18 protein-coding genes, 1 tRNA gene and 1 pseudogene are annotated in these 21,181 nt (G+C 28.8%); 11 read left to right on the top strand and 9 right to left on the bottom strand.

The annotated features are described in order from the left end of the window. Positions 1–28: 28 nt before the first annotated feature. The 5 genes from M4I33_RS16905 to M4I33_RS00520 all read right to left on the bottom strand — a co-directional run bounded on the left by M4I33_RS16905 (position 29) and on the right by M4I33_RS00520 (position 6,772). The gene (locus tag M4I33_RS16905; RefSeq protein WP_374707678.1) at positions 29–157 is read right to left on the bottom strand and encodes a cellulose-binding domain-containing protein; all 129 of its coding nucleotides are present in this window, start codon (positions 155–157) and stop codon (positions 29–31) included. Positions 158–164: 7 nt separating this feature from the next. Beyond that, on the bottom strand, positions 165–2,675 hold the full coding sequence (locus M4I33_RS00535) for a glycosyl hydrolase family 18 protein (protein ID WP_308366904.1): 2,511 nt from the start codon (positions 2,673–2,675) through the stop codon (positions 165–167). Between the two features lie 364 nt (positions 2,676–3,039). Further along, on the bottom strand, positions 3,040–5,160 hold the full coding sequence (locus tag M4I33_RS00530) for a glycosyl hydrolase family 18 protein (RefSeq protein ID WP_257914680.1): 2,121 nt from the start codon (positions 5,158–5,160) through the stop codon (positions 3,040–3,042). A 307-nt stretch (positions 5,161–5,467) separates the two neighbouring features. Beyond that, positions 5,468–6,445: a calcium/sodium antiporter gene (locus M4I33_RS00525; protein ID WP_257914735.1), complete on the bottom strand. Its 978-nt coding sequence runs from the start codon at positions 6,443–6,445 to the stop codon at positions 5,468–5,470. 30 nt (positions 6,446–6,475) lie between these two features. Continuing rightward, positions 6,476–6,772, bottom strand: coding sequence for a metal-sensitive transcriptional regulator (locus tag M4I33_RS00520; RefSeq protein WP_194190680.1), 297 nt, complete (start codon positions 6,770–6,772; stop codon positions 6,476–6,478). A 158-nt stretch (positions 6,773–6,930) separates the two neighbouring features. Here M4I33_RS00520 and M4I33_RS00515 point away from each other — a divergent pair, with 158 nt between their 5' ends. From M4I33_RS00515 to M4I33_RS00500, 4 genes and pseudogenes are all read left to right on the top strand, one after another. After that, the gene (locus M4I33_RS00515) at positions 6,931–8,487 is read left to right on the top strand and encodes an ABC-F family ATP-binding cassette domain-containing protein (RefSeq protein ID WP_257914678.1); all 1,557 of its coding nucleotides are present in this window, start codon (positions 6,931–6,933) and stop codon (positions 8,485–8,487) included. 427 nt (positions 8,488–8,914) lie between these two features. After that, positions 8,915–9,256, top strand: a complete 342-nt coding sequence (locus M4I33_RS00510) for an ASCH domain-containing protein (RefSeq protein WP_257914676.1) — start codon at positions 8,915–8,917, stop codon at positions 9,254–9,256. Positions 9,257–9,370: 114 nt separating this feature from the next. Further along, positions 9,371–9,562 (top strand): annotated as a pseudogene (locus M4I33_RS00505) (DUF4440 domain-containing protein); the annotation flags it as partial. A 189-nt stretch (positions 9,563–9,751) separates the two neighbouring features. Continuing rightward, a complete protein-coding gene (locus tag M4I33_RS00500) occupies positions 9,752–11,578 on the top strand; it encodes an ATP-binding protein (protein ID WP_257914669.1) in 1,827 nt (608 codons plus the stop codon). Between the two features lie 332 nt (positions 11,579–11,910). On the opposite strand, the gene M4I33_RS00495 is transcribed toward M4I33_RS00500, so the two are convergent. Continuing rightward, positions 11,911–13,533 (bottom strand): DNA/RNA helicase domain-containing protein, encoded by a 1,623-nt coding sequence (locus M4I33_RS00495; RefSeq protein WP_257914667.1) that lies wholly within the window; start codon positions 13,531–13,533, stop codon positions 11,911–11,913. A gap of 206 nt (positions 13,534–13,739) precedes the next feature. Between M4I33_RS00495 and M4I33_RS00490 the strand changes: the two genes are divergently transcribed. After that, the gene (locus tag M4I33_RS00490; RefSeq protein WP_257914665.1) at positions 13,740–14,054 is read left to right on the top strand and encodes a nucleotide pyrophosphohydrolase; all 315 of its coding nucleotides are present in this window, start codon (positions 13,740–13,742) and stop codon (positions 14,052–14,054) included. Between the two features lie 117 nt (positions 14,055–14,171). On the opposite strand, the gene M4I33_RS00485 is transcribed toward M4I33_RS00490, so the two are convergent. After that, the gene (locus tag M4I33_RS00485; RefSeq protein WP_257914663.1) at positions 14,172–14,807 is read right to left on the bottom strand and encodes a hypothetical protein; all 636 of its coding nucleotides are present in this window, start codon (positions 14,805–14,807) and stop codon (positions 14,172–14,174) included. A gap of 177 nt (positions 14,808–14,984) precedes the next feature. Beyond that, a tRNA-Met gene (locus M4I33_RS00480) sits at positions 14,985–15,060 on the bottom strand. 513 nt (positions 15,061–15,573) lie between these two features. On the opposite strand from M4I33_RS00480, the gene M4I33_RS00475 reads away from it, so the two are divergent. From M4I33_RS00475 to M4I33_RS00450, 6 genes are all read left to right on the top strand, one after another. Beyond that, on the top strand, positions 15,574–16,116 hold the full coding sequence (locus M4I33_RS00475; RefSeq protein ID WP_257914661.1) for a GNAT family N-acetyltransferase: 543 nt from the start codon (positions 15,574–15,576) through the stop codon (positions 16,114–16,116). A gap of 141 nt (positions 16,117–16,257) precedes the next feature. Further along, positions 16,258–16,572 carry a hypothetical protein gene (locus M4I33_RS00470; protein WP_257914659.1) on the top strand — a complete coding sequence of 105 codons (315 nt, stop codon included), beginning with the start codon at positions 16,258–16,260 and terminating at the stop codon, positions 16,570–16,572. Positions 16,573–16,782: 210 nt separating this feature from the next. Then, entirely contained in the window at positions 16,783–17,277 is a 495-nt protein-coding gene (locus M4I33_RS00465) for a lysozyme inhibitor LprI family protein (protein WP_257914657.1), read from the top strand. Between the two features lie 60 nt (positions 17,278–17,337). Beyond that, entirely contained in the window at positions 17,338–17,496 is a 159-nt protein-coding gene (locus tag M4I33_RS00460) for a hypothetical protein (RefSeq protein ID WP_257914655.1), read from the top strand. 172 nt (positions 17,497–17,668) lie between these two features. Then, the gene (locus M4I33_RS00455) at positions 17,669–20,365 is read left to right on the top strand and encodes an AAA domain-containing protein (RefSeq protein ID WP_257914654.1); all 2,697 of its coding nucleotides are present in this window, start codon (positions 17,669–17,671) and stop codon (positions 20,363–20,365) included. Positions 20,366–20,384: 19 nt separating this feature from the next. Further along, positions 20,385–20,600 carry a hypothetical protein gene (locus M4I33_RS00450; RefSeq protein WP_257914652.1) on the top strand — a complete coding sequence of 72 codons (216 nt, stop codon included), beginning with the start codon at positions 20,385–20,387 and terminating at the stop codon, positions 20,598–20,600. 29 nt (positions 20,601–20,629) lie between these two features. Here M4I33_RS00450 and M4I33_RS00445 read toward each other — a convergent pair whose 3' ends face one another. Further along, positions 20,630–21,121, bottom strand: coding sequence for a GNAT family N-acetyltransferase (locus M4I33_RS00445; protein WP_257914650.1), 492 nt, complete (start codon positions 21,119–21,121; stop codon positions 20,630–20,632). Between the last annotated feature and the right edge of the window lie 60 nt (positions 21,122–21,181).

Here is a 21,181-nt window from a genome sequence, read left to right as displayed (position 1 = left end):
AAATTATTATTAGATAATTAAAAAGTTTTTAAAGCTTTATCCAAGAAGAGTCACTACCTGGAACTGAGTTTGTCCACCAAGCTGCTTTATATTTTGCTCCGTTATAATTAACTATATCACCTCCGTTATATGCTTTCCCTGGAACGTAATTTACGATCCCATCCTCACCTGGGAGTAACTACTTCTTCCCATACAGCACTTGAACCTGGGATTTCTCCTTGAGTCCACCATTTAGCTTTATAAGTTTTTCCGTTATAAGATACTATATCGCCTGTGTTATAAACTTTAGTTTTATCGTAAGCATTGTTTACGATTTCTTTTATAACAGTTATAATTCTTGAAGCAGTTGTTATATTTCCGTGACTATCAGTAACAGAGTAAGTTAAAGTGTATTTTCCTTCTTTTGTGTTATCTACAGTGCCTGCTATAGATATTTTAGAAGTTAAATTACCATCTTCTATATCATTTGCTGTAACTCCAGACTTTGGATCAAAGCTTCCGTTTAACTTTATAGTTAAGTCAGTTACACCACTTAATGTTGGTTTGTTATTTTCAGGTTTTGGAGCTTCTTTAACTGATATTACTCTAGTTTGAGTAGTAGTTTCATTTTTACTATCAGTAACAGAGTAAGTTATAGTGTAATCTCCAAGTTTTGTATTATCAACAGAACCAGTAACTTTTATTTTAGAAGTTAAATCTCCGTCTTCTTTATCAGAAGCTGTAACTCCTTTTAAAGGGTCAAAGCTGTCATTTAAATATATAGTTGAATTATTTATCCCTTGAAAAGTAGGTTTACTATTTACGTTTACATTACTCCCAAATAGCAGTTGTTTAGAAAGTTCAGGTCCATTTTGAGTAATTCTTTGAGACATAGAAATCTCTTTTACGTTAGATAAATCTTTTGGAGCAGCATCAGTTGAAAGTTGCATAGTATATGAAGCACCTTGATTTATAAGCTTACCTGAATAAACTTTTGCTAAATCAATTACAGCATAATCTCCTTCATAAGTTATACCACTAACGTTAGAGTCTCCGCCAGTTATTTTAAGTCCGTCAGTTTTAATATAGAATTTTGCATTTTTAATAGTTTCAGCAGTTTTTTCTACAGACTGTAAAACTTCACCTTTTTCATCTACTTTTTCATTATTTTTAATAGTTAAATTATAACCCCCTTTATCACTCCAAGATTCCTTATAAGTAGTTACAGTACAAGTTATATCTAAATCTTCGTAAACTATTTCATGTTTAGGTAGAGCAGCATCTCCGTATAATCCTTTTTTAGTTGCAGTAGTTAATTCTCCGCGAACTGTAGAATTATTAATAGGAGCATCTTGAGAAGCCATCCAAGCTATCATTCCACCTAAGTTCTTTTGATTTACGTAGTTAGTTTTTTCTCCGATAGATTTAACGTTATCGTAAGTGAAGAAAGCGCCAGTTGAAGAGTCGTAAAGGTAAGGGGCTTTTGCAGTATCATCCCAGTATTCTTTAAGTCCAGGATAAGCTTTTTTTAGTTCTGCTAATTTTCTGTATGGCCAAACGCCTCCGCGTCTACCACCGTCTCCATCTTTTACAGGTGCGTAGTTATTAGCACCAGAAGTTGGAGTTCTATCAGCATCTTGATTTACCTTTTGAACTTCTTTAAATAAACCAGGATTATTTTTATCTACATCTCCGCCAGTAGATTTTTCCCATCCTCTAGTATAGTAAGCTGCACCAACAACTATTTTTTCAGGTTCAGCTCCTTTTTTGATTAAATAATTTACGCTTTCATCAACAGAAAGTCCTTTTCCTTTATATGGGTCATTGGGATTAGAATAAAGACCAGTTTGATGTCCTGTGATTGGATCCCAAGCACCTCTCATATCGTAAGTCATAATGTTTGCAAAATCTACAACATTAAATAATGCGTCAACATCTATTCCTTCATCAATTTTAGCTATAGGTGCAGGAAGCGCAACTGATAACTCATATTCTTTTCCTTGACTCTTTTCTTGAGTATCTAAAGCAGTTCTAAAAGCTTGTAATAGCTTAATATAATTTGCTTTATCTTCAGGTTTAGAGTTTGGAGTACCTTCATCGTTTTGGTTATCAACTTTATCTGCAGCTCTTACAGAACAAGGATATTCCCAGTCTAAGTCAACGAAGTCCATATTAGTGTATTTTATAAAATTAAGAACATTATTAACTAAATTCTTAGTTTTTTCCGGACTTGCAGCAACTTCTGAGAAATCACCAGATTTTGACCAACCTCCAAGTGAGATACCGATTTTTAAGTTTGGATTTTTTGCTTTAAGTTCCTGAAAAGCTGCTAGAAGACCAGCATTTGCATCTCCCCAAGTAACTCCATCCATTCCAACTGGAGCTTCAACTGCAGCACCTTTATCAGTAAAGATTAAGTTACCGTTTGCATCAAAGTCCATAAAAGCAAAGTTTAAGTGAGTTAATTGATCAGCTGGGATATCTTTAGGGTAGAATTGTTCTTCACCTCCCCAGATAGACCAATCTCCATAGTACATAACATTTCTTTTTTGTGTTTGCTTTTGTTCTACTGATTTACCATCTTTAGTATTGCTTATAGGTAGTGCCAAAGTTGTAGTGCTACCAATTAAGACAGAAGTTAAGGTAGCGCATGCAATGAATACTTTTACATGTTTCTTAAAGGCTCTTTTTGCCATATAAAACACTCCTTTACTAAAATTTGTAAATTACAATTAAAATATAGCACAACAAAAATTGCTTGTCTATAATTTATTTGAATTTTCTGAAAATTATTTTTTGAAAATTTTAAAATGATTTACATTCATGAAAAAGAGTAATAAATAAATTATAGAATTAGTAATTTAATAAGTTGAATGATTATCGTTTTCTTGATGAAATTTGAGGAAATTAAAAGAAATAACAGGTAAAGGCCGTTTATTATAACATCTATAATTCGAGTTTTTGAAATGAGTTTTTGTGTATAAATAAAATTGAGTTTAATAATAAATTAACTTTCAAAATAAAGGATGAATAACAAAAAAGCTACCCATCCTTTTAAAATTATTTAATAAGTATCCAAGATTCATCGCTTCCAGGGATAGAGTTTGTCCACCAAGCTGCTTTATAAGTTTTACCTTTATAAATAGTAGTTTCTCCGCCATTATAAGCTTTATCCTTTACGTAAGTATCTTTAGAAGAATCAGGTTTAGTTTCTGGCTTTGTTTCAGGTTTAGTTTGATCTTCTGGTTTTGAAGGCTCTGTAGGTTTATTAGAGTCTTCTGGTTTTGTTTCTGGTTTAGCAGGAGTTTCTTTATTTTCTCCTTTAAATAAGATTTGTTTTCCAAACTCAGGGCCTTTTTCTGTTATCCTTTGAGTTAAGTAAACTTCTTTTAATGAACTTAAATCAGTAGGCGCTTTTGAAGTATTTAAAGTCATAGTGTAAGTTGCACCTCTATCTATAAGTTTTGCAGAGTATATGCTACCTAAATCTATAACTGCATATCCATCTTTGTGAGTGATATTTCCTACAGTGTAGTCTCCAGAATTTATATCTAATCCTTCAGTTTTAATATATATTTTTGCGTTTTTAATAGTTTCAGCAGTTTTTTCTACCGATTCTAAAACTTCACCTTTTTCATCAGCTTTTTCGTTATTTTTAATACTTATAGTGTAGCCGCCTTTGTCGCTCCAAGATTCTTTAAAAGGTTTTACAGTGCAAGTTAAATCTAAATTATCATATTTAATTTCGTATTCTTTAAGTTTTGAACTTCCAAATAAACCTTCTTTTGAAGCGTTTGTAAGTTCTCCTCTGACAGAAGAATTATCTATAGGCGCATCTTGAGATGACATCCAAGCTATCATTCCTCCTAAGTTTTTAGAGTTTACGTAGTTACATTTTTCTTTTATAGATTTTACGTTATCGTAAGTGAAAAATGCACCTGACTCTGAATCGTATAAATAAGGAGCTTTTGCAGTATCATCCCAGTATTCTTTAAGTCCTGGGTAATCTTTTTTAAGCTTATCTAAATTTCTGTAAGCCCAAACCCCTCCAAGTCTTCCTCCGTCACCAGACTTACAAGGGAAGCCGTTTTTAGCACCGGATGTTAAGGTTTGGTCTGCATCTTTATTAACTTTTAAAACATCTTTAAACAGACCAGGGTTATTTTTATCTACATCTTTACCAGTTGATTTTTCCCATCCACGAGAGTAGTAAGCAGCACCTACAACAATCTTAGAAGGGTCAGCACCTTTTTTGATTAAGTAATTTACACTTTCATCAACAGAAAGGCCTTTTCCTTTATAAGGGTCATTTGGGTTTGTGTAAAGTCCAGTTTGATGACCTGTTATAGGGTCCCAAGCACCTCTCATGTCGTATGTCATAATATTTGCAAAGTCAACTGTATCAAATAGATTTTTTACATCTATACCAGCATCGATTTTAGCTATAGGTGCAGGAAGTGCAACTGATAATTCGTAAGTTTTACCGAGCTCTTTTCCTTGTTTATCAAGTCCTTCTCTGAAAGCTTTTAAAAGCTTAATATAGTTTTCTTTATCTTCTGGGATTGAGTTTTTAGTACCTTCATCGTTTTGGTTGTCGACAAGGTCAGGCTCGCGGACAGCAGTAGGGTATTCCCAATCTAAATCCACAAAGTCCATGTTTGTATATCTTATAAAGCTTAATACGTTATCTACGAAAGCCTTAGTCTTTTGAGGGTCTTTTGAAACACTCGTAAAATCACCTGATTTTGACCAACCTCCAAGAGATATACCTATCTTTAGGTTTGGATTTTTTTCTTTAAGCTCTTGAAAAGCGCAAAGCAAACCAGAATTAGCGTCTCCCCAAGTTACACCATCCATCCCTACAGGAGCCTCAACTGCTGCACCTTTATCTGTGAATTTTAAATTACCATTAGAATCAAAATCCATAAAGGCATAGTTAAGGTGAGTTAATTTGTCAGCTGGAATATCTTTTGGATAAAAGTTATTTTCACCACCCCAAATAGACCAGTCTCCGTAATACATAACGTTTCTCTTTTGATTTTTCATTTGTGTAGTTAAAGCATTATCATTTGTTTTGCTAGTAGAAAGAGCGAAAGCTGGAGTTGCACCTACAAAAACAGTAGTAACAACAGCACATGCTAGGAAAATATTAATATTTTTTCTTAAGGCTCTTTTTGCCATCTAAAACACTCCTTTTATTTTATTTGTAAAAGTTACAATTATCTGTAAACAATTACAAATAAATCATAACAAAGATTGGAAATAAAAGGATGAACATAAATTGAAGTTTATGATAATTAAGTAAGATTATCGATTAGAAAAATTTAGAAATTATTTTTGATAAAATAACATGAAAACTTAGATAAAAGTATTAGAAGATATAAAATATTTAGTTATTTTATATAAAGATATGTTTTTCTAAGGTTAATAAATTTAATAATTTATGAATTAATCATTAAAAGAAGAAAAGTGCCAAAAAAGGCACTTTTTAATTTCTAATTATTATAAATGCTAAATATGCTACGTAAAATAACACAAGAAGGATTCCTTCACTTCTATTTAGCTTTTTGATATCAGTTTTCTTGTTTGCAAAAATTAAAACTCCGATTATAAGAGTTACAACAAATAAGAAAATAATATCTACAAAGAGATTTCCAGCAACAGCTATAGGGCTTATAGCTGAAGAAAGACCTAATATTAAAAGTATATTAAAGATATTAGACCCTAAAACATTACCTATAGCGATTTCAGTTTCGCCTTTAAGTGCTGCAACTATAGAAGTTACAAGTTCAGGAAGGGAAGTACCTATAGCTACTATAGTAAGTCCTACAAGTTTTTCGCTCATTCCTATACTTAAAGCTATATTAGTTGCAGAATCTACAACTAACTTACCACCAAAAACTATTCCGATTACTCCAAGTATTACAAAGAAAAGGTTTGGAAGTACTCTTATACTAGATAACTCTTTTCTTTCACCTTCTGTTATAGAGATAGATTTTTTATTTTTTAAAGTACTAAAAATTAAAAATAAAAGATAAGCTAAGCAGCATACTAATAAAATAATTCCATCAGTTCTACTTAAAAAGCCGTCTTTTCCGCTAAACATAAAGCCGAAAGTTAAAATATATAAAAGTATTATTACTAATATATTTACAAAATAATCTTTTCCTACTAGTTTTTTCTTGATTATTAAAGGCATTGCAAGTGAAGTTCCACCTAAAACTACTAAAGTATTAAAGATGTTTGAACCTAAAACATTTCCAACAGCAATACCGTTGTTACCATTAATAGAAGAAATTAAACTAACTGCAAGTTCTGGCGCACTAGTTCCTAAAGATACAATAGTTAAACCGACTATAACAGACGGTATACCAATCTTTCTTGCAATCTTTGAAGAGCCATCTACAAAAATATCAGCTCCCTTAATTAAAAAGAAAAATCCTACTATTAAAATAAGCACATTAATTATACCACTCATAAATCGTCCCCCTTAAGTCTATTTAACAAAGTTGTTCATAGTTTTAACTAATTTTTTAATCTTTTCGTGATCTTCTACAGTTTCACCTAGGTCTAAACAGTTAAGTGCATAGTTTTCAATAAGTAAAGCTCCAACTTTGTTAATAGCAGATCTTATAGCAGCAACTTGAACTAATACATCACCGCAGCAAGTGTTTTTATCTACCATTCCTTGAATCCCTTTAACTTGCCCTTCGATTCTCTTTAATCTATTTGAGATATCTTTTCTTAATTTTTCATTTTCTTCATTAAATAAGAATTCTTGTTCTTTATCCAATTTTTAACCTCCTTATACCACTATAGGGTATCTTATCATACTTATAATATTTTACCCCATTTACATAAATTTTAAAAGTCTCTTAAGTTTTACTTTACAACATCTTATAGTTTGAATTAAACTAAGGAATGTATATTTAAATGTATGGAGGAAAGCGAATGAGCGTAGTTACTGTTAAAAATATAAGTCACGGGTTTGGTGACAGAGCAATATTTGAAGATGTTTCATTTAGATTATTAAAAGGTGAGCACGTAGGACTTATCGGAGCAAACGGAGAAGGTAAGTCAACGTTTATGAATATAATAACAGGTAAGTTAATGCCAGACGAAGGTAAAGTTATTTGGTCAAACAACGTAAGAGTTGGATATATGGACCAACACGCAGTACTTACAAAAGGAACAACTATAAGAGATGCATTAAGAGATGCTTTTAAGTATCTTTTTGATTTAGAATTAGAGATGAATGAACTTTACGGTAAAATGGGTGAAGTTTCAGAAGATGAATTAAATAAAATGCTTGAAAGAACAGCAGTTATTCAAGATATGCTAGATAATAATGGATTTTATTTAATAGATGCAAAGGTTGAAGAAGTTGCTAAGGGGCTTGGACTTTTAGATGTAGGTTTAGATAAAGATGTAGATGATTTATCAGGAGGACAAAGAACAAAGATCCTTCTTGGAAAACTACTTTTAGAAAACCCAGATATATTACTTTTAGATGAGCCTACTAACTACTTAGATGAAGAGCACATAAACTGGCTTAAAAGATATCTTCAAAACTATGAAAACGCCTTTATCTTAATATCACACGATATTCCGTTTTTAAATGAAGTAATAAACTTAATCTATCACGTAGAAGATAGAAAACTTACTAGATACGTAGGAGATTATAACGAGTTTAGAAGAATCTACGAAGAAAATAAAAAGAGATTAGAGCAAGCTTACGAAAAGCAACAAAAAGAAATAGCAAGACTTGAAGATTTCGTAGCTAGAAATAAAGCTAACGTTGCAACTACAGGTATGGCAAAATCAAGACAAAAGAAATTAGATAAGATGGATAGAATAGAATTATCTCAAGAAAAGCCAAAGCCAGAGTTTAGATTTATGCAAGGAAGAACTTCAGGAAAAGTTATCTTTGAAACAGAGGATCTAGTAATAGGATACGATTCACCTCTAACAAAGCCACTTAATATAAAGATGGAAAGAGGTCAAAAGATAGCCTTAGTTGGAGCTAACGGACTTGGAAAATCAACTCTTTTAAAAAGCTTACTTGGAAAAGTTAAACCTATTTCAGGAACAGTTCACTTAGGAGACTACCAACAAATCGGATACTTCGAACAAGAAGACAGAGAAGATAACAACAACACTTGTATAGAAGAAATCTGGAACGAGTTCCCAGGGAAAACTCAATACGAAATAAGAGCAGCTCTAGCTAAGTGCGGCCTTACAAACAAGCAAATCGAATCAAAGATAAGAGTACTTTCAGGAGGAGAAGCTGCAAAGGTAAGACTTTGTAAAATCTTAAATACTGAAACAAACATCCTAATCTTCGACGAGCCTACAAACCACTTAGACGTAGATGCAAAGGAAGAACTTAAAAGAGCAATGCAAGAATTTAAAGGAACAATCCTTTTAGTTTCCCACGAACCTGAATTCTATAGAGATATAGTAACAGAAGTATGGAACTGTGAGGACTGGACAACTAAAATAGTATAAAGTTTTACAAAAGGAGTTAGTTTAATAAGCTGACTCCTTTATTATAAGTTAATATAGTATTTTGTTAGAAGAATCAGAAGAGAATGGTTGGAGAATATTGAGTAATAAAAATATTACGAGATGTATCTCAATAGTATAGTTAAATAAACAACTTTAATTTTATAACGAAGTAGTGTCAGTAGTTTGTAATTATAAAGACTAAACACTTAAGTTATATTAATAGTTTCTAAATAAAATACTTATTATGTCATAATTTATAGTTGTATGGTAATATATAGTTATAAATATTGGGGGTACAATTATGAGTAATAATAACATAGATACATTATGGAAGAATTATTTATGTTCAATTAGAGAAGATGAAAATACTACAAGGTTAACATATGATTCATGACATTTTGGGTGTACTGAGCAACTTGCAAAGGAATTGGCAGAAATTGTTCTAAATGAAGAAAAGACAGCAACAACTTCATTAAACTATCTATATGAAGTAGAAAATGAAGATTTACCTAAAATAGGTAAATTATCAGTAGTAACAGATTTTGATGGAAATGCTAAATGTATAATTCGAATAAATAGTGTTAATGTTTTACCTTTTTCTAATGTAGATTCAGAATTTGCATATAAAGAAGGAGAAGGAGATAGGTCATTAGAGTATTGGAGAGAAGGTCATATTAAATTTTTTAATATGCAATTAGAAGAATTAAATATGAAGTTCTCCGAGAATATGTTAGTTGTTTGTGAAGAATTTGAAGTGGTATATAAATAAGATAACTTTTATGGAATTGTCATAAAGGTATGATGGATGGACAACTAAGATCGTATAAAGGTTTGCAAGAGGAGTTAGTTTAAGAAGTGACTCCTTTATTTAAATTAATCTGAATTAGATTGGGAAATTAAATATTTTATTTTGAGGGAGTTATCTGGTAAGTGTGTATTAGCAATGTATAAGGTAATAAAGCATGATGAGATAGATGAAAACAAGAAATATTCTCTACGAAGTTCAATTTGGAAATATTTTGATGGACAGTGGAAAATGATATTTCATCAAGGAACATTAACTTCAAAATTTTAAAATAACTGTGGAAAGGTATGTGACGATTGGATAACTAAAATAGTATGATAAATTGTTTTAGTACTATTAGATTTAGGATTATAAAGATTGAACCGTATAATAAGTAAATGAGTTTTTTCAAAAGGCATATTAAAAAATGGGTATTATTTGTTATAATTTATAGAGATATATTTTGGGAGGATGGAACTTATGAGGATAAAAAAGGTGGAAGTAAAAAATAATATTGTTTTAGGAGACATGAGTATTTTATTTACAGATGAAAATATGAAGGTTAAAGACATAATAATTTTAGCTGGTGAAAATGGATGTGGAAAAACTACATTATTAGAGATAATATATAACTTTGTTTCAGGAGAGTGTGCAAATAATGAAAATACAAGAGATGAGATAAATAAAATTACTGTTGAATTTTCAGATTATGAAATTGAAAAATTGAAAAGAAGTAATATTCTAAATTATTATTTTAATAATTTAGATGGGAAAGAAGTTAACTTTATTATGGATTATAACTTAAAATATGGTCAAGGATTTAAAATTAATTATAAAACTAACAATAAGGAAATAAAAGAAGTAAATATAAATATTATCAATGACTCAGATATAAGGGAAATAATGAAAGTTGTATATTCAACTGCAGAAATTAACTTTCGTTCAGCACCAATAGGAACTGTGACGTCAAAAGAATTAGATATTGATATTAGAAGTCTAAAACAGAGTTCAGAATTAGGTACAGAAATATCTCAATTATTAGTTGATATAAAGGCATTAGATGATGCAGATTTATCTGATTGGGTAAATGAACATTCAGGAGAAGTTCCACCCGAAGAGATTAAAGAGATTAGATTAAAAAGATTTAAGAGGGCTTTTTCATATATATTTGATGGGAAACGATTTAAAGGAATTAAAAATATAAATGGTAGTAAAGAAGTTATTTTTGAGGAAAATGGAATTGAAACATCTATTAACAAATTAAGTTCAGGAGAAAAACAGATAGTATTTAGAGGTGGATTTTTATTAAAAGATTCCAATAAGGCAGATGGAGCTATTGTTTTAATTGATGAACCAGAACTGAGTTTACATCCAAGATGGCAAATGAAAATACTAGAGTTTTTTAGAAGAATATTTGAAGATATAAATGGGAAACAAAGGTCACAATTATTTGTTAGTACGCATTCTCCATTTATTTTGCATAATGATAGTAGAATAAATGATAAGGTTATTGTTATGAAGAAAAATAAACAAGGGAATGTAGTTCAGATTGACAATCCAAGCTTTTATTCTTGTAATAAAGAGGAAGTAATAAAAGAAGCCTTTGAAGTGGATACATTTATTGAATCTGTAAATATGATAGGCGATAGACATTTAATAATTACTGAAGGAAAAACAGATTGGAAACATATGAAGAACGCATATGAAAAATTATTAGAATTAGAAGAAATAGAAAGTCTTGATATTAAATTTTTAGAATATAAAGATTCATTAGGTGATTCAAGATTACATCAATTAATTGAAAATATTTCAATGCTCGATAATAATAAAAAAATAATTTGTATATTTGATAGAGATATTCCTAAAACTGTAAAGGAATTTGAAGATGAATATAAATATCATAAAAATAAAGTATATTCAATGTTGATACCTATTCCTAAACACAGGGAAGAAACACCAGAAATTTCTATTGAACATTTATATTATGATGAAGATATTAAAAGAGAAAAGGATGGAAGAAGGTTATATATAGGAAATGAATTTTCAAAAAAATTTGGATTTCATAAAGAAGATAACAGTATAGTTTGTCAGAAAAAAGATAGATGTGGAAAAAATTCTTATAAAATAATAGATTCAGATAGTTTTGTTGCTAAAATTAATAATGAAGACATAAATATTGCTATGTCAAAAAATGATTTTGTAAAAAATATTATAGATGAAGTTGATGAATTTAAAGAATTTAATTTTTCAGGGTTTAAGCCATTATTTGAAAAAATAAATGAAATTATAATATTAGAAGATAGATAGTGTAGATGTACTATATACTAATATCTATAAAACCTCATTTAGTATCGATACGGAGAACCGTACTGTAAGTTATACCCAAAATCTACGATTTTGTTGGTAGAAATTGCACCTAGGAGCGAAGGCAAGTAGGTGCTTTCTTTTAAATAAGAAATGCAGAAAATAAAAAAGCAGAGTGAAGAACATAAGAGAATATGATTAACACTCTACAAATATATAGCTTAATGGAACTTTCAAATAGGTGTAATTATGTAGAAATATACACAATAATAAAATATAAAATATTAACTTAAGCTTTTAGGGTAAAGATTTTGTGTTTTAAATTTATATTTAAATTATTTAGAGAATTCAGGAATAGTTGTGATTGCAACTTTAGGTTTAAGTTCAGATTCATAACTAGCAATAAATTTCTTAAAGTAGTTTTTTAAATCTTTATCACAAATATAAATATAGGTTCCTCTTATACCTCTAGTTAAGATAGTTTTATATATGTTTAAAATATAATTTTTAATTTCATCATTATCTTTAATTCCATTTTTACCGTTTTTATCATAATAATTTTTAGGGTTTATACCTAATTCACCATCTCTATAAATAAGTTCATTTCCTATAATTATTCCAGCATAATTAATATCGTAACCTTGGGTTGTATGAATACAACCAACTTCTTCAAGAGCATTAGGAGAGTTTATCCAATCTTTTAATCTAGAATTCCATCTTAATTTATAATTATCAATTACAATATCATAATCTTTTGGATTTTTTTTTGTTTTCCAAGGCCAAGCATAACCAGCTATTAAACGACTTAATCCGAAATTTTTATTACGTTCTTTAATTTTTCTATGCATTTCCTGTAAATCATCAAAAATAAATAGTTCATATTTACCAAAGTTTTTATAAGGTTGATCAACTTCATTGAGAATATTATCGATATATTGGATATAATCTCCTCCAGCTAAAACTCTCATTTGGGATGTTAATCTATGCTTTGTAAAGTTTATTTCTTCGAACTTTTCAGCTCTTACATCGGAAGGCTTAATTGATTGATTTTTATCATAACAGAGAATCATATGTTTGCAGGATAATTTTATCCAGTCAAGTTGATCTCCTTCCTGTGTATCTAAACCTAATTTGGAATTGTTCTTGTCAAAGCTGCCCATGTAAGAAATATTCTTTCTTCTATTTAAACGATGTGCTTCATCAACAATAAGAATATCATAGTTTCCACCAATAACATCAGATGGACCTAAAACCATAGAAGCCTTTAGATTTTGTACCTTTTTAAAAACTTTTTTTAAGCTATCTCTAAGAGGTGTCATAGAAATTACTAATCCAACCTTAAGGTCTTTAGTTTCAGGAAGCTCCATTAGATATTTAATTAGATAAATAGCAACGATGGTTTTTCCAGTACCAGGTTCTCCTTGAATTAAATGATTACTAGTTTTATTGGTTACTATACTATTGACAATAGCATCTATAACTAAGGCTTGTTCATGATTTAAAGACTTATAAGGTGAGAACTTAAATAGTTCACTATTTCTTATTTCAAATAATCCTTTAGTTACAATTTTCTTTTCTTTCAATTCTCCCCAAATACTATTAAATTTTTCTGTATATTTTTCTTTATTATAGAAGTTATGGTTACTAAGACCACCATTACCATTTTGAAGAGTGTATTTGCCATCTGCTGACATATATTCAATAAGAAATGATTCAAGTTCTAAGGTTACCGATTTATTAAAATCATCATCCCCAATAACGTCAATTGTAGTTAGTTTTTTTCTTTTATTATTTTTATAGTGCTCTTGGCTACGATAATAAACTCTTGTAGATTCACCAATATAAGCCTCTTTACTATCTCTAATAATATAAACAACAGGCCAATTAAGTCCATATTTATATTGCTTTATCTGATCTGAAAATTCCGCTTCATAACTAAATGTTTTAATTAATTCCATAATGTCCTCCTAAGATTAGTCATAAATTAATTATACAATTGTTAAGAAAAATTTACCATAAGAATAAGGTTTAAGCTAAATATAAACAATTTAAATAATCATACTTAACACTTATTATAGAAATTGTTAGGTTGATAGAAAATAATTTGTGCTACAATTATATTAAGCAATCAACGAAATAAAATAAAAAGGTAGAGGTAAGAAAAATGGAAAATGTGAAAAAAAGAGTAAGAAAATTTAGGGATGATAGAGATTGGACACAGTTCCATACACCAGAAAATTTAGCTAAGGCGATAAGCATTGAAGCAGGGGAGTTATTAGAGCATTTCCTTTGGGATAATAATTATGATAAAGAAGCAGTAGGGGAAGAGCTAGCAGATGTGATGGTTTATTGTTTGCATATGGCTGATTCTTTAGGTGTTAATATAGAAGAAGTAATAGAGAAGAAGATGGATAAAAATGAAAAGAAATACCCTGTAGAGAAAGCTAAGGGAACAAGCAAGAAGTACACTGAGCTTTAAAGATAGAAGGAATTAAATATTGTTAAAAAAGGAGAAATATATTTATGAAATTTTAAAAAGACTATAATATAAATAAGAAAAGCTTAGTGTTAAATCACTAAGCTTTCTTTAGGATATTTATTTGATTTTTTTGTTTTCTAAGTTGCTACGTCTACAATCCATAGGGTTTAAGTTTATGTGATATACAAATTCAGAGTCAGCAGGATTCATTATAAGTTTATCTAAATGAATTCTACCTTGTGGAGTATTTGCGATAACATCGATAACTCCATTCTTCTTATATTGAACCCAGCTAAATTCGTCAGTTATAACAGTATTTAAATCTTCTAAAGAGATTAATGCCTTAGCATGTGGAGCACCATATTTATTAGTTAGTATGATAGCAATAGTGTTATCATCAACTTTTTCATATTGATTTTTCTGATCTCTTTGTACTATTTCTAAATTAGACTTTCTGTTATCTAGCATATTTCCATTAATATGTTTAACAGGAGTTTTTGGTGTAGAATTTAAAATAACTGTTTGAAGACTTTGTTTTAAAGGTTTAGCTCCTTTTGATTTGCTTATATTTTGAATTGTATAAGCATTAAAGTCTTTATGCCATTCAGCAAACCAAGTTCCCATAGATTTTACTCTTTCAACATCGTCAGCATCTATTTGGAAAGTTAATTCACTTCCATCTTTCTTTAAAGCAGTAGCATAAGCGATGTTTTCTTTAACATCAAATTTATTTTCAAAAGTTTTATAATTCACTAAATATTTACCTTCTTTCGTTATGATATAAATGAAAGTATAACATAGTATGAGCAAATTAGCTCTGTTATCTTTCAATTTAATTAATATTATTTAAATAAAGTTTTGAGAAATGATTAAGAAATTTTTTTCGAAGCTTTTAAACAATAAAAAAACCTTACAGTAAGAGTAAGGTTTTGGTTGCGGGAGCAGGACTTGAACCTACGACCTTTGGGTTATGAGCCCAACGAGCTACCAACTGCTCCATCCCGCGTTATTAAGTTTACATATTGGCTTAACCAACTTGTATCCTTAGTATATGCTTAATAAAGATTAATGTCAAAGCGATATAACATCATATTATGGGCTATGGTGATAAGAGGTTGCTTAGCATAGCATATGATATCAAATGCTACGAAATAAGAAAAAGTTAAATTAAGAGCTAAAAACATATTTAATGACTTATAATAAATAAAATCTATTCAAAACTAAATTATATTATAGGAAAAAGCAATTTAAATATATTTTTCAAAATATCTAGAAATATTGGGTATTTATATAGGAGTATATAAATGTGGGAGTAATTAAAAAAAAGTTTAAAGGAAATCTGTGAAGACTGCTATGAAAAGGAGCACTAAAAATATAAAGTTATATTGTTTTGGAACAGCTTGTGAAGGTTGAACAACTAAAATAGTATAAGAATTTATTAAAGAGTTAGTATAAAAATTAACTCTTTTTATTATAAATAAGGAAAAATAGGTTTATTGTATTTGTGAGGGGTGTATATATGAATAGAAAATATATAGAAATAGATATAGTGATTGGATCAGAAGATGATATAGATGAAGTTGAATTACTTTATAATGATTTAAATGATGCTTTGGAAAAAGGAATAAATTATCCTGGGTGGAAAAAAGGAATTTACCCAATTAGAAGTATTGCAGAGAAAGGGGTTAGTGAAGGAAATTTATATATTGCAAAATATAAGGGAAAGATAGTAGGGTCAATTATTTTAAACCACGAACCAGAGAGTGCTTACGAGGGTGTAAAATGGAAAATTACTGATAACTATAGTGAAATTTTAGTTATTCATACTCTTGTAGTAAATCCTAATTATTTTAGACTAAAAATAGGTGAAAAATTAATGGATTTTGCGTATGAACTTGCTGAAAAATTAAACATGAAATCAATAAGGTTAGATGTATATGAAAATAATAAACCTGCAATTAAACTATATGAAAAATGTGGATATGTTTATATTGATACTGTAGACTTAGGGTTAATAGAATACGGGTTAGATTGGTTTAAATTGTATGAAAAGGTATTATAAAGTATTAGTTTTACAGGTTTAATTTAAATTTATCTAATATATGCCTATATAAAAAAGAATTTTTATTATATGATAGCTTTTAGCTTGAGATTAACATATAATGAAGATATAAAAAATATGTTTAAAACAGAGGAGAAAAATATGAATACATATACTATAAACTTTTATTTACAAGAAGAAGCAAGTGAATGCGGATGTGGGTGTGGTGATCACAATCATGAACACAAACACGAAGTTCGTGATGATTACGAAGTAGTAGGAACTATTAAAACTTTTGGAGCTTGGGCAAACATCATGCCAGACAGCTTTATAGTTAAAAGTGAACTTAAAGCTGAAGAGATGAAAGAGAAGCTTATGGCACACTTAAAGCCAAACGATATACTTCTTATTACAAAAGTTGATGGAGCTGATAGTGCATCTTCAATCGATCAAGCTATTGAATGGATAAATAAATAATTTAAAGATTTATTATATGAGTAAAATATTCTCATAAATTCCATAAAACATACGATGAAAATTATTTGTAGGTAGAATATTCTTAAAATAATATTTCAAATAAAAACGCAAATCTATAAAAAATTTAGATTTGCGTTTTATTATAATATTTAAATAAAAGGTAATAAGGAATTAAGATTATTTTCTAGAAAAAAGGTTAAGGAGGGGAATATGATAAAAAAGCGATATTTTACAAAACTATTATTAATAGTAGTGGGAGTTATTTTAGTAGGGGGATTAGGGTTAACTATAAATTTATATAATAAACAAAATGAATATAATAAAGAGTTAAGAAGTGAAATAGAGAAATTAAAAGAAGAATTATCAAATAATCAGACGCAGGTGAAGAGTGATCAAGATGATGAAAAAATAGATAAAGAATTAAATAAAAAAGAGAAATTGGAAGAGGAATATAAACAAGTTGATGAAGAGTTAAATAAAGTTTGGCAGCAAATAGTTAATTATAAGGCAGATTATCCGAAAGTAATTCAAAAACAAAAGGAATGGATTAAATATAAAGATAGCAAAGATTTATCAACTAAAATAATTATAACAAAGCAAAGAATAGAAGCCCTAAAAAAATGGTTTAGTTACCAGATAAGAATACAAGGACGTAATGGGGCTCAATTTGCCTTAGAGAATCCAGAACCTAGTTTAGATTGGTAGATATAAGATAATTAAATTTAAATAAATTGTGTAAAATTATATACTTAGAGGTGATAGTTTATGTTCGAATGTGAAATATGCGGTGAATATTTTGAGGAAGAGGATATGAAAGAGTGTCCTGAATGTTTAAAAGAAATGTGTGAAGAATGCAATGAAAAGCATGTTCCTATTTGTTTTTACGTTTCTCAAAATGATGAGATAGAAAGTTATAATGAATAATATAAACAAACAAAAGAAGAATTTAAAAAGTAATGTATACAGAATCTTATAAAAATATCTGTATGCATTATTTTTTTTTATATTGAATTTCAAATAAGGGAACACTAGTTTAAATTAGTTTAAAACCAGTATGGTATAATATCCTTGAATTAGTAGAGAAGAGGTAAATAATGTGAACGAAAGAGATAAGTTAGTATTAATTAAGGGTGAAGATAAAACAAAAGATATTCACTCTCTTAGGTATGATGGGGGAAAATACTTTATAAAATTCAAAGGAACTGATAGAGAATACGGATACGCTTATAGTAATGTAGAAGTGAAAAAGGCAAACAATATTTTTGAAAACAGAAGCTACATAGCTTATGAGGATAATATACCTGTCTTTGGAGTGAAGGATATTGTTGTTTTTGATAGATATATTAAATTAATTTTTGAAGACGAAAGAACTAGGTTATACGAGAAGCATAAAATAAAGCTAGTTCAAAATGAACTTAAAAACAAAAAGAGCAAGGATGTTTTTTCTTATCTTAAGGAATTATCAAAGTATATAGTTATAGAAGAAGATAAGGGATCACATTTGTTTAAACAATACGATAAAATTCAAGCTATAAGTAAAGAAAGTATTCTTTCAAATTATCTAAATAAAGAAGATTTTAAAGAAGTAAGAGGGAATGAAGATTTAGTTTATCCTTTCAGTTTTAATATAAGTCAAAAGGAAGCAACTGAAAAAGCTTTTAGTAATAGAATAAGTGTTATTGAAGGGCCTCCAGGGACTGGTAAAACTCAAACTATTTTAAATATTATTGCAAACGCTTATATAAATAATAAAACTGTTTGTGTAGTTTCTAATAATAACTCTGCAACTTCTAATGTAATTGAAAAGTTAGAAAAGTATGGAGTTGGCTTTATAGCAGCATTTTTAGGAAACGCTAAAAATAAAGAAGCATTTATAGAAAAACAAATAGAAAAATATCCTAATATGAGTGATTGGAACTTAAGTCTTGAAGAAAAGAAGAATCTTAAAGAAGAACTAAATTCTATGAGATTAAAGCTAGATGAGATGTTAGAATACCAAAACAGTTTAGCTAAGTTAAAAGAAGAACGAGAAGAGATAATTACTGAACATACTTATTTTAATAAAATTAAAAGTGAGGATTTAAGTATAATTGGAGATTCTTTTAAAAATAAGATATCAAAAAAAGAAACCTTAAAGTTATTAATAGAATTAGAATATATCTATGAAAATAAAAGAGATATAACTTTTATAGATAAGATAAAGTTTTTATTTAAATACAAGATAACTTCCTTTAAATTCTATAAAAATCCGTCAGATAAAATATTTGAGTTTCTTCAAAGTTTATATTACGAAAAAAGGTTAAAAGATATAGAAAAAGAGATCTATAGTTTCGAAAGAAAATTAGAAAGATATGATTTTTCAAAAAATATGAAAGACTATAGTGAAAAATCTATGAAAATATTAAAATCTAAGATAGTTAATTCTAAAGGGGAGACACCTCCTAAATTCGAGTTAAAGGATTTAAAGAAAAACTTTAATAAATTCATAAAAGAGTATCCTGTAATTTTAAGTACAACTCACTCAATAAGATCTTGCATAACTGAAAATTATCTATTTGATTACGTTATTATTGATGAATCATCACAGGTAGATATTGTAACTGGTGCTTTAGCCTTTTCTTGTGCTAAAAACGTAGTTATAGTAGGTGATTTAAAGCAACTTCCAAACGTAGTTCCAAATGATTTTAAAAAAGTTGCAGATAATGTTTTAGAAAAATATAACATATCTAAAGCGTATAGTTATGCTGATGAGAGCTTGTTATCATCTATTACAAAGATATATCCTAAAGTTTCTAAGACATTATTAAAAGAACATTACCGCTGCAACAACAAAATAATAGGGTATTGCAATAAAAAATTCTACAACGGTGAGCTTGTAATATTAACAAAAAACAAAGAAGAAAAGCCTTTAGTAGTTTATAAGACAGCTAAAGGAAATCATGCAAGTGACAAAACAAATTTAAGGGAAATAGAAGTTATAAAAGAAGAGGTTATCCCAAACCTAAAAGGCAATGATTCTATAGGGATAATTTCACCTTACAGAAATCAAGTAGAAGCTATTAAGAAAATAATTAAAAACGATAAAATAGAAGTAGATACTGTACATAAATACCAAGGAAGAGAAAAGGACGTAATAATACTTTCAACAGTTTCAAATGAAGTTAATAATTTCGTAGATGATGATAGTTTGATTAATGTTGCTGTTTCTAGGGCTGTAAGCAAATTAGCTATAGTAGTATCTTCAAACGAATCTATGTTAAACAAAAAAAGTAACATAGGAGATTTAGTTAAATACGTAAGATATAACAATTACGAAGTATTAGATAGTAACATCCATTCTGTTTTTGATTTGTTATATAGTAATTATAAAGAGGAACTTTTAGAGTTTGTTAAAAATAAAAAAGTATCTACGTATGATTCTGAAAATATCTTAAATGTTATTCTTGAAAAGATATTAGAAGAAGATAGGTTCAAAGATATGGATTTTGCGATGCATGAGCCTTTAAAATTACTATTAAAAAACACAGATTTACTTAATGAAGAAGAATTAAAATATGCTATGCACCCTTGGACTCACACAGATTTTATCATTTTTGATAAGTATGATAAAAGCCCTATTTTAGTTATAGAAGTTGACGGATATTCTTATCACGATAAAAACGAAAAGCAGCTAAGAAGGGATAAATTAAAAGATAGTATATTAGAAAAATACAATATAAAATATTTAAGATTAAATACTAAAGGTAGCAAAGAAGAAGAAAAAATTATAAAAGAGTTAGAAAGTGCTATTTAAATTTTAGGGGGGAGTATTTTTGAAAAAAGTAATTTATGGTGGGGTATTATTTTTTACTGGTATGTTTATTATTAGCATGCTTATCTTAGGATATGTTATTAATCCGTATGAGGCTGATAAATTCTCAGGGTTTTTAGGTCACATAACTGGGACTAGTTCTTTATTATGGTTTGTAATAGCTGTAGTTATAAGTATATCAGGGTTTGTTATATGCAGATTTAATGCAAAAGAATAGTAAGTTTAAAATATAAAAGGAACTAGATTTTAGTTCCTTTTAATTTCGTAATATATTAAATTATCTATAGTTTTGTAATAGGTAAAGTTACACTTTTCTATAACTCTTTTAGACCTTAGATTATCACTAAAATGAGCACAAAAGATTCTATTTGCGTAAAGGTTATTAAAAGCATAACTTAAAACAGAATCTATAACGACTTTCATTATGCCTCTTCCCCAGTACCCCTTAGATAAAACAAAGCCTAGTTCAAAGGTTTGAGGGTCAGGGAAAAGGTTACAGTCATGTATTTCTATCCAACCTATAACTGTGTCTGTAGGTTTATAAACTACAGCCCAAAGTCTGTTTTCTAGTTCCCACATAAATTTATCTAATATAAGTAAAGTATCTCTTAAAGTATCCTTTACTTTAAATCCTGCATTCTTAGCAACATCAGAGTCTGACATAATTCTGTGAAGGTCATTTAAATCTGTTATTTTAAATGTTCTAAGATAAATAGAATCGCTACAATATATATCCATTAGTAAGCTCCTTAAATTAAAATACCGTTATAAAAATTATACATCACTTTTAAGGAGAAA

Origin of the sequence: Clostridium sp. LY3-2, from assembly GCF_024705715.1 — a bacterium.
Lineage (GTDB): Bacteria > Bacillota > Clostridia > Clostridiales > Clostridiaceae > Clostridium.
The sequence above is the reverse complement of the archived record's forward strand: the minus strand, read 5'-3'. Positions and strand labels throughout refer to the sequence as shown.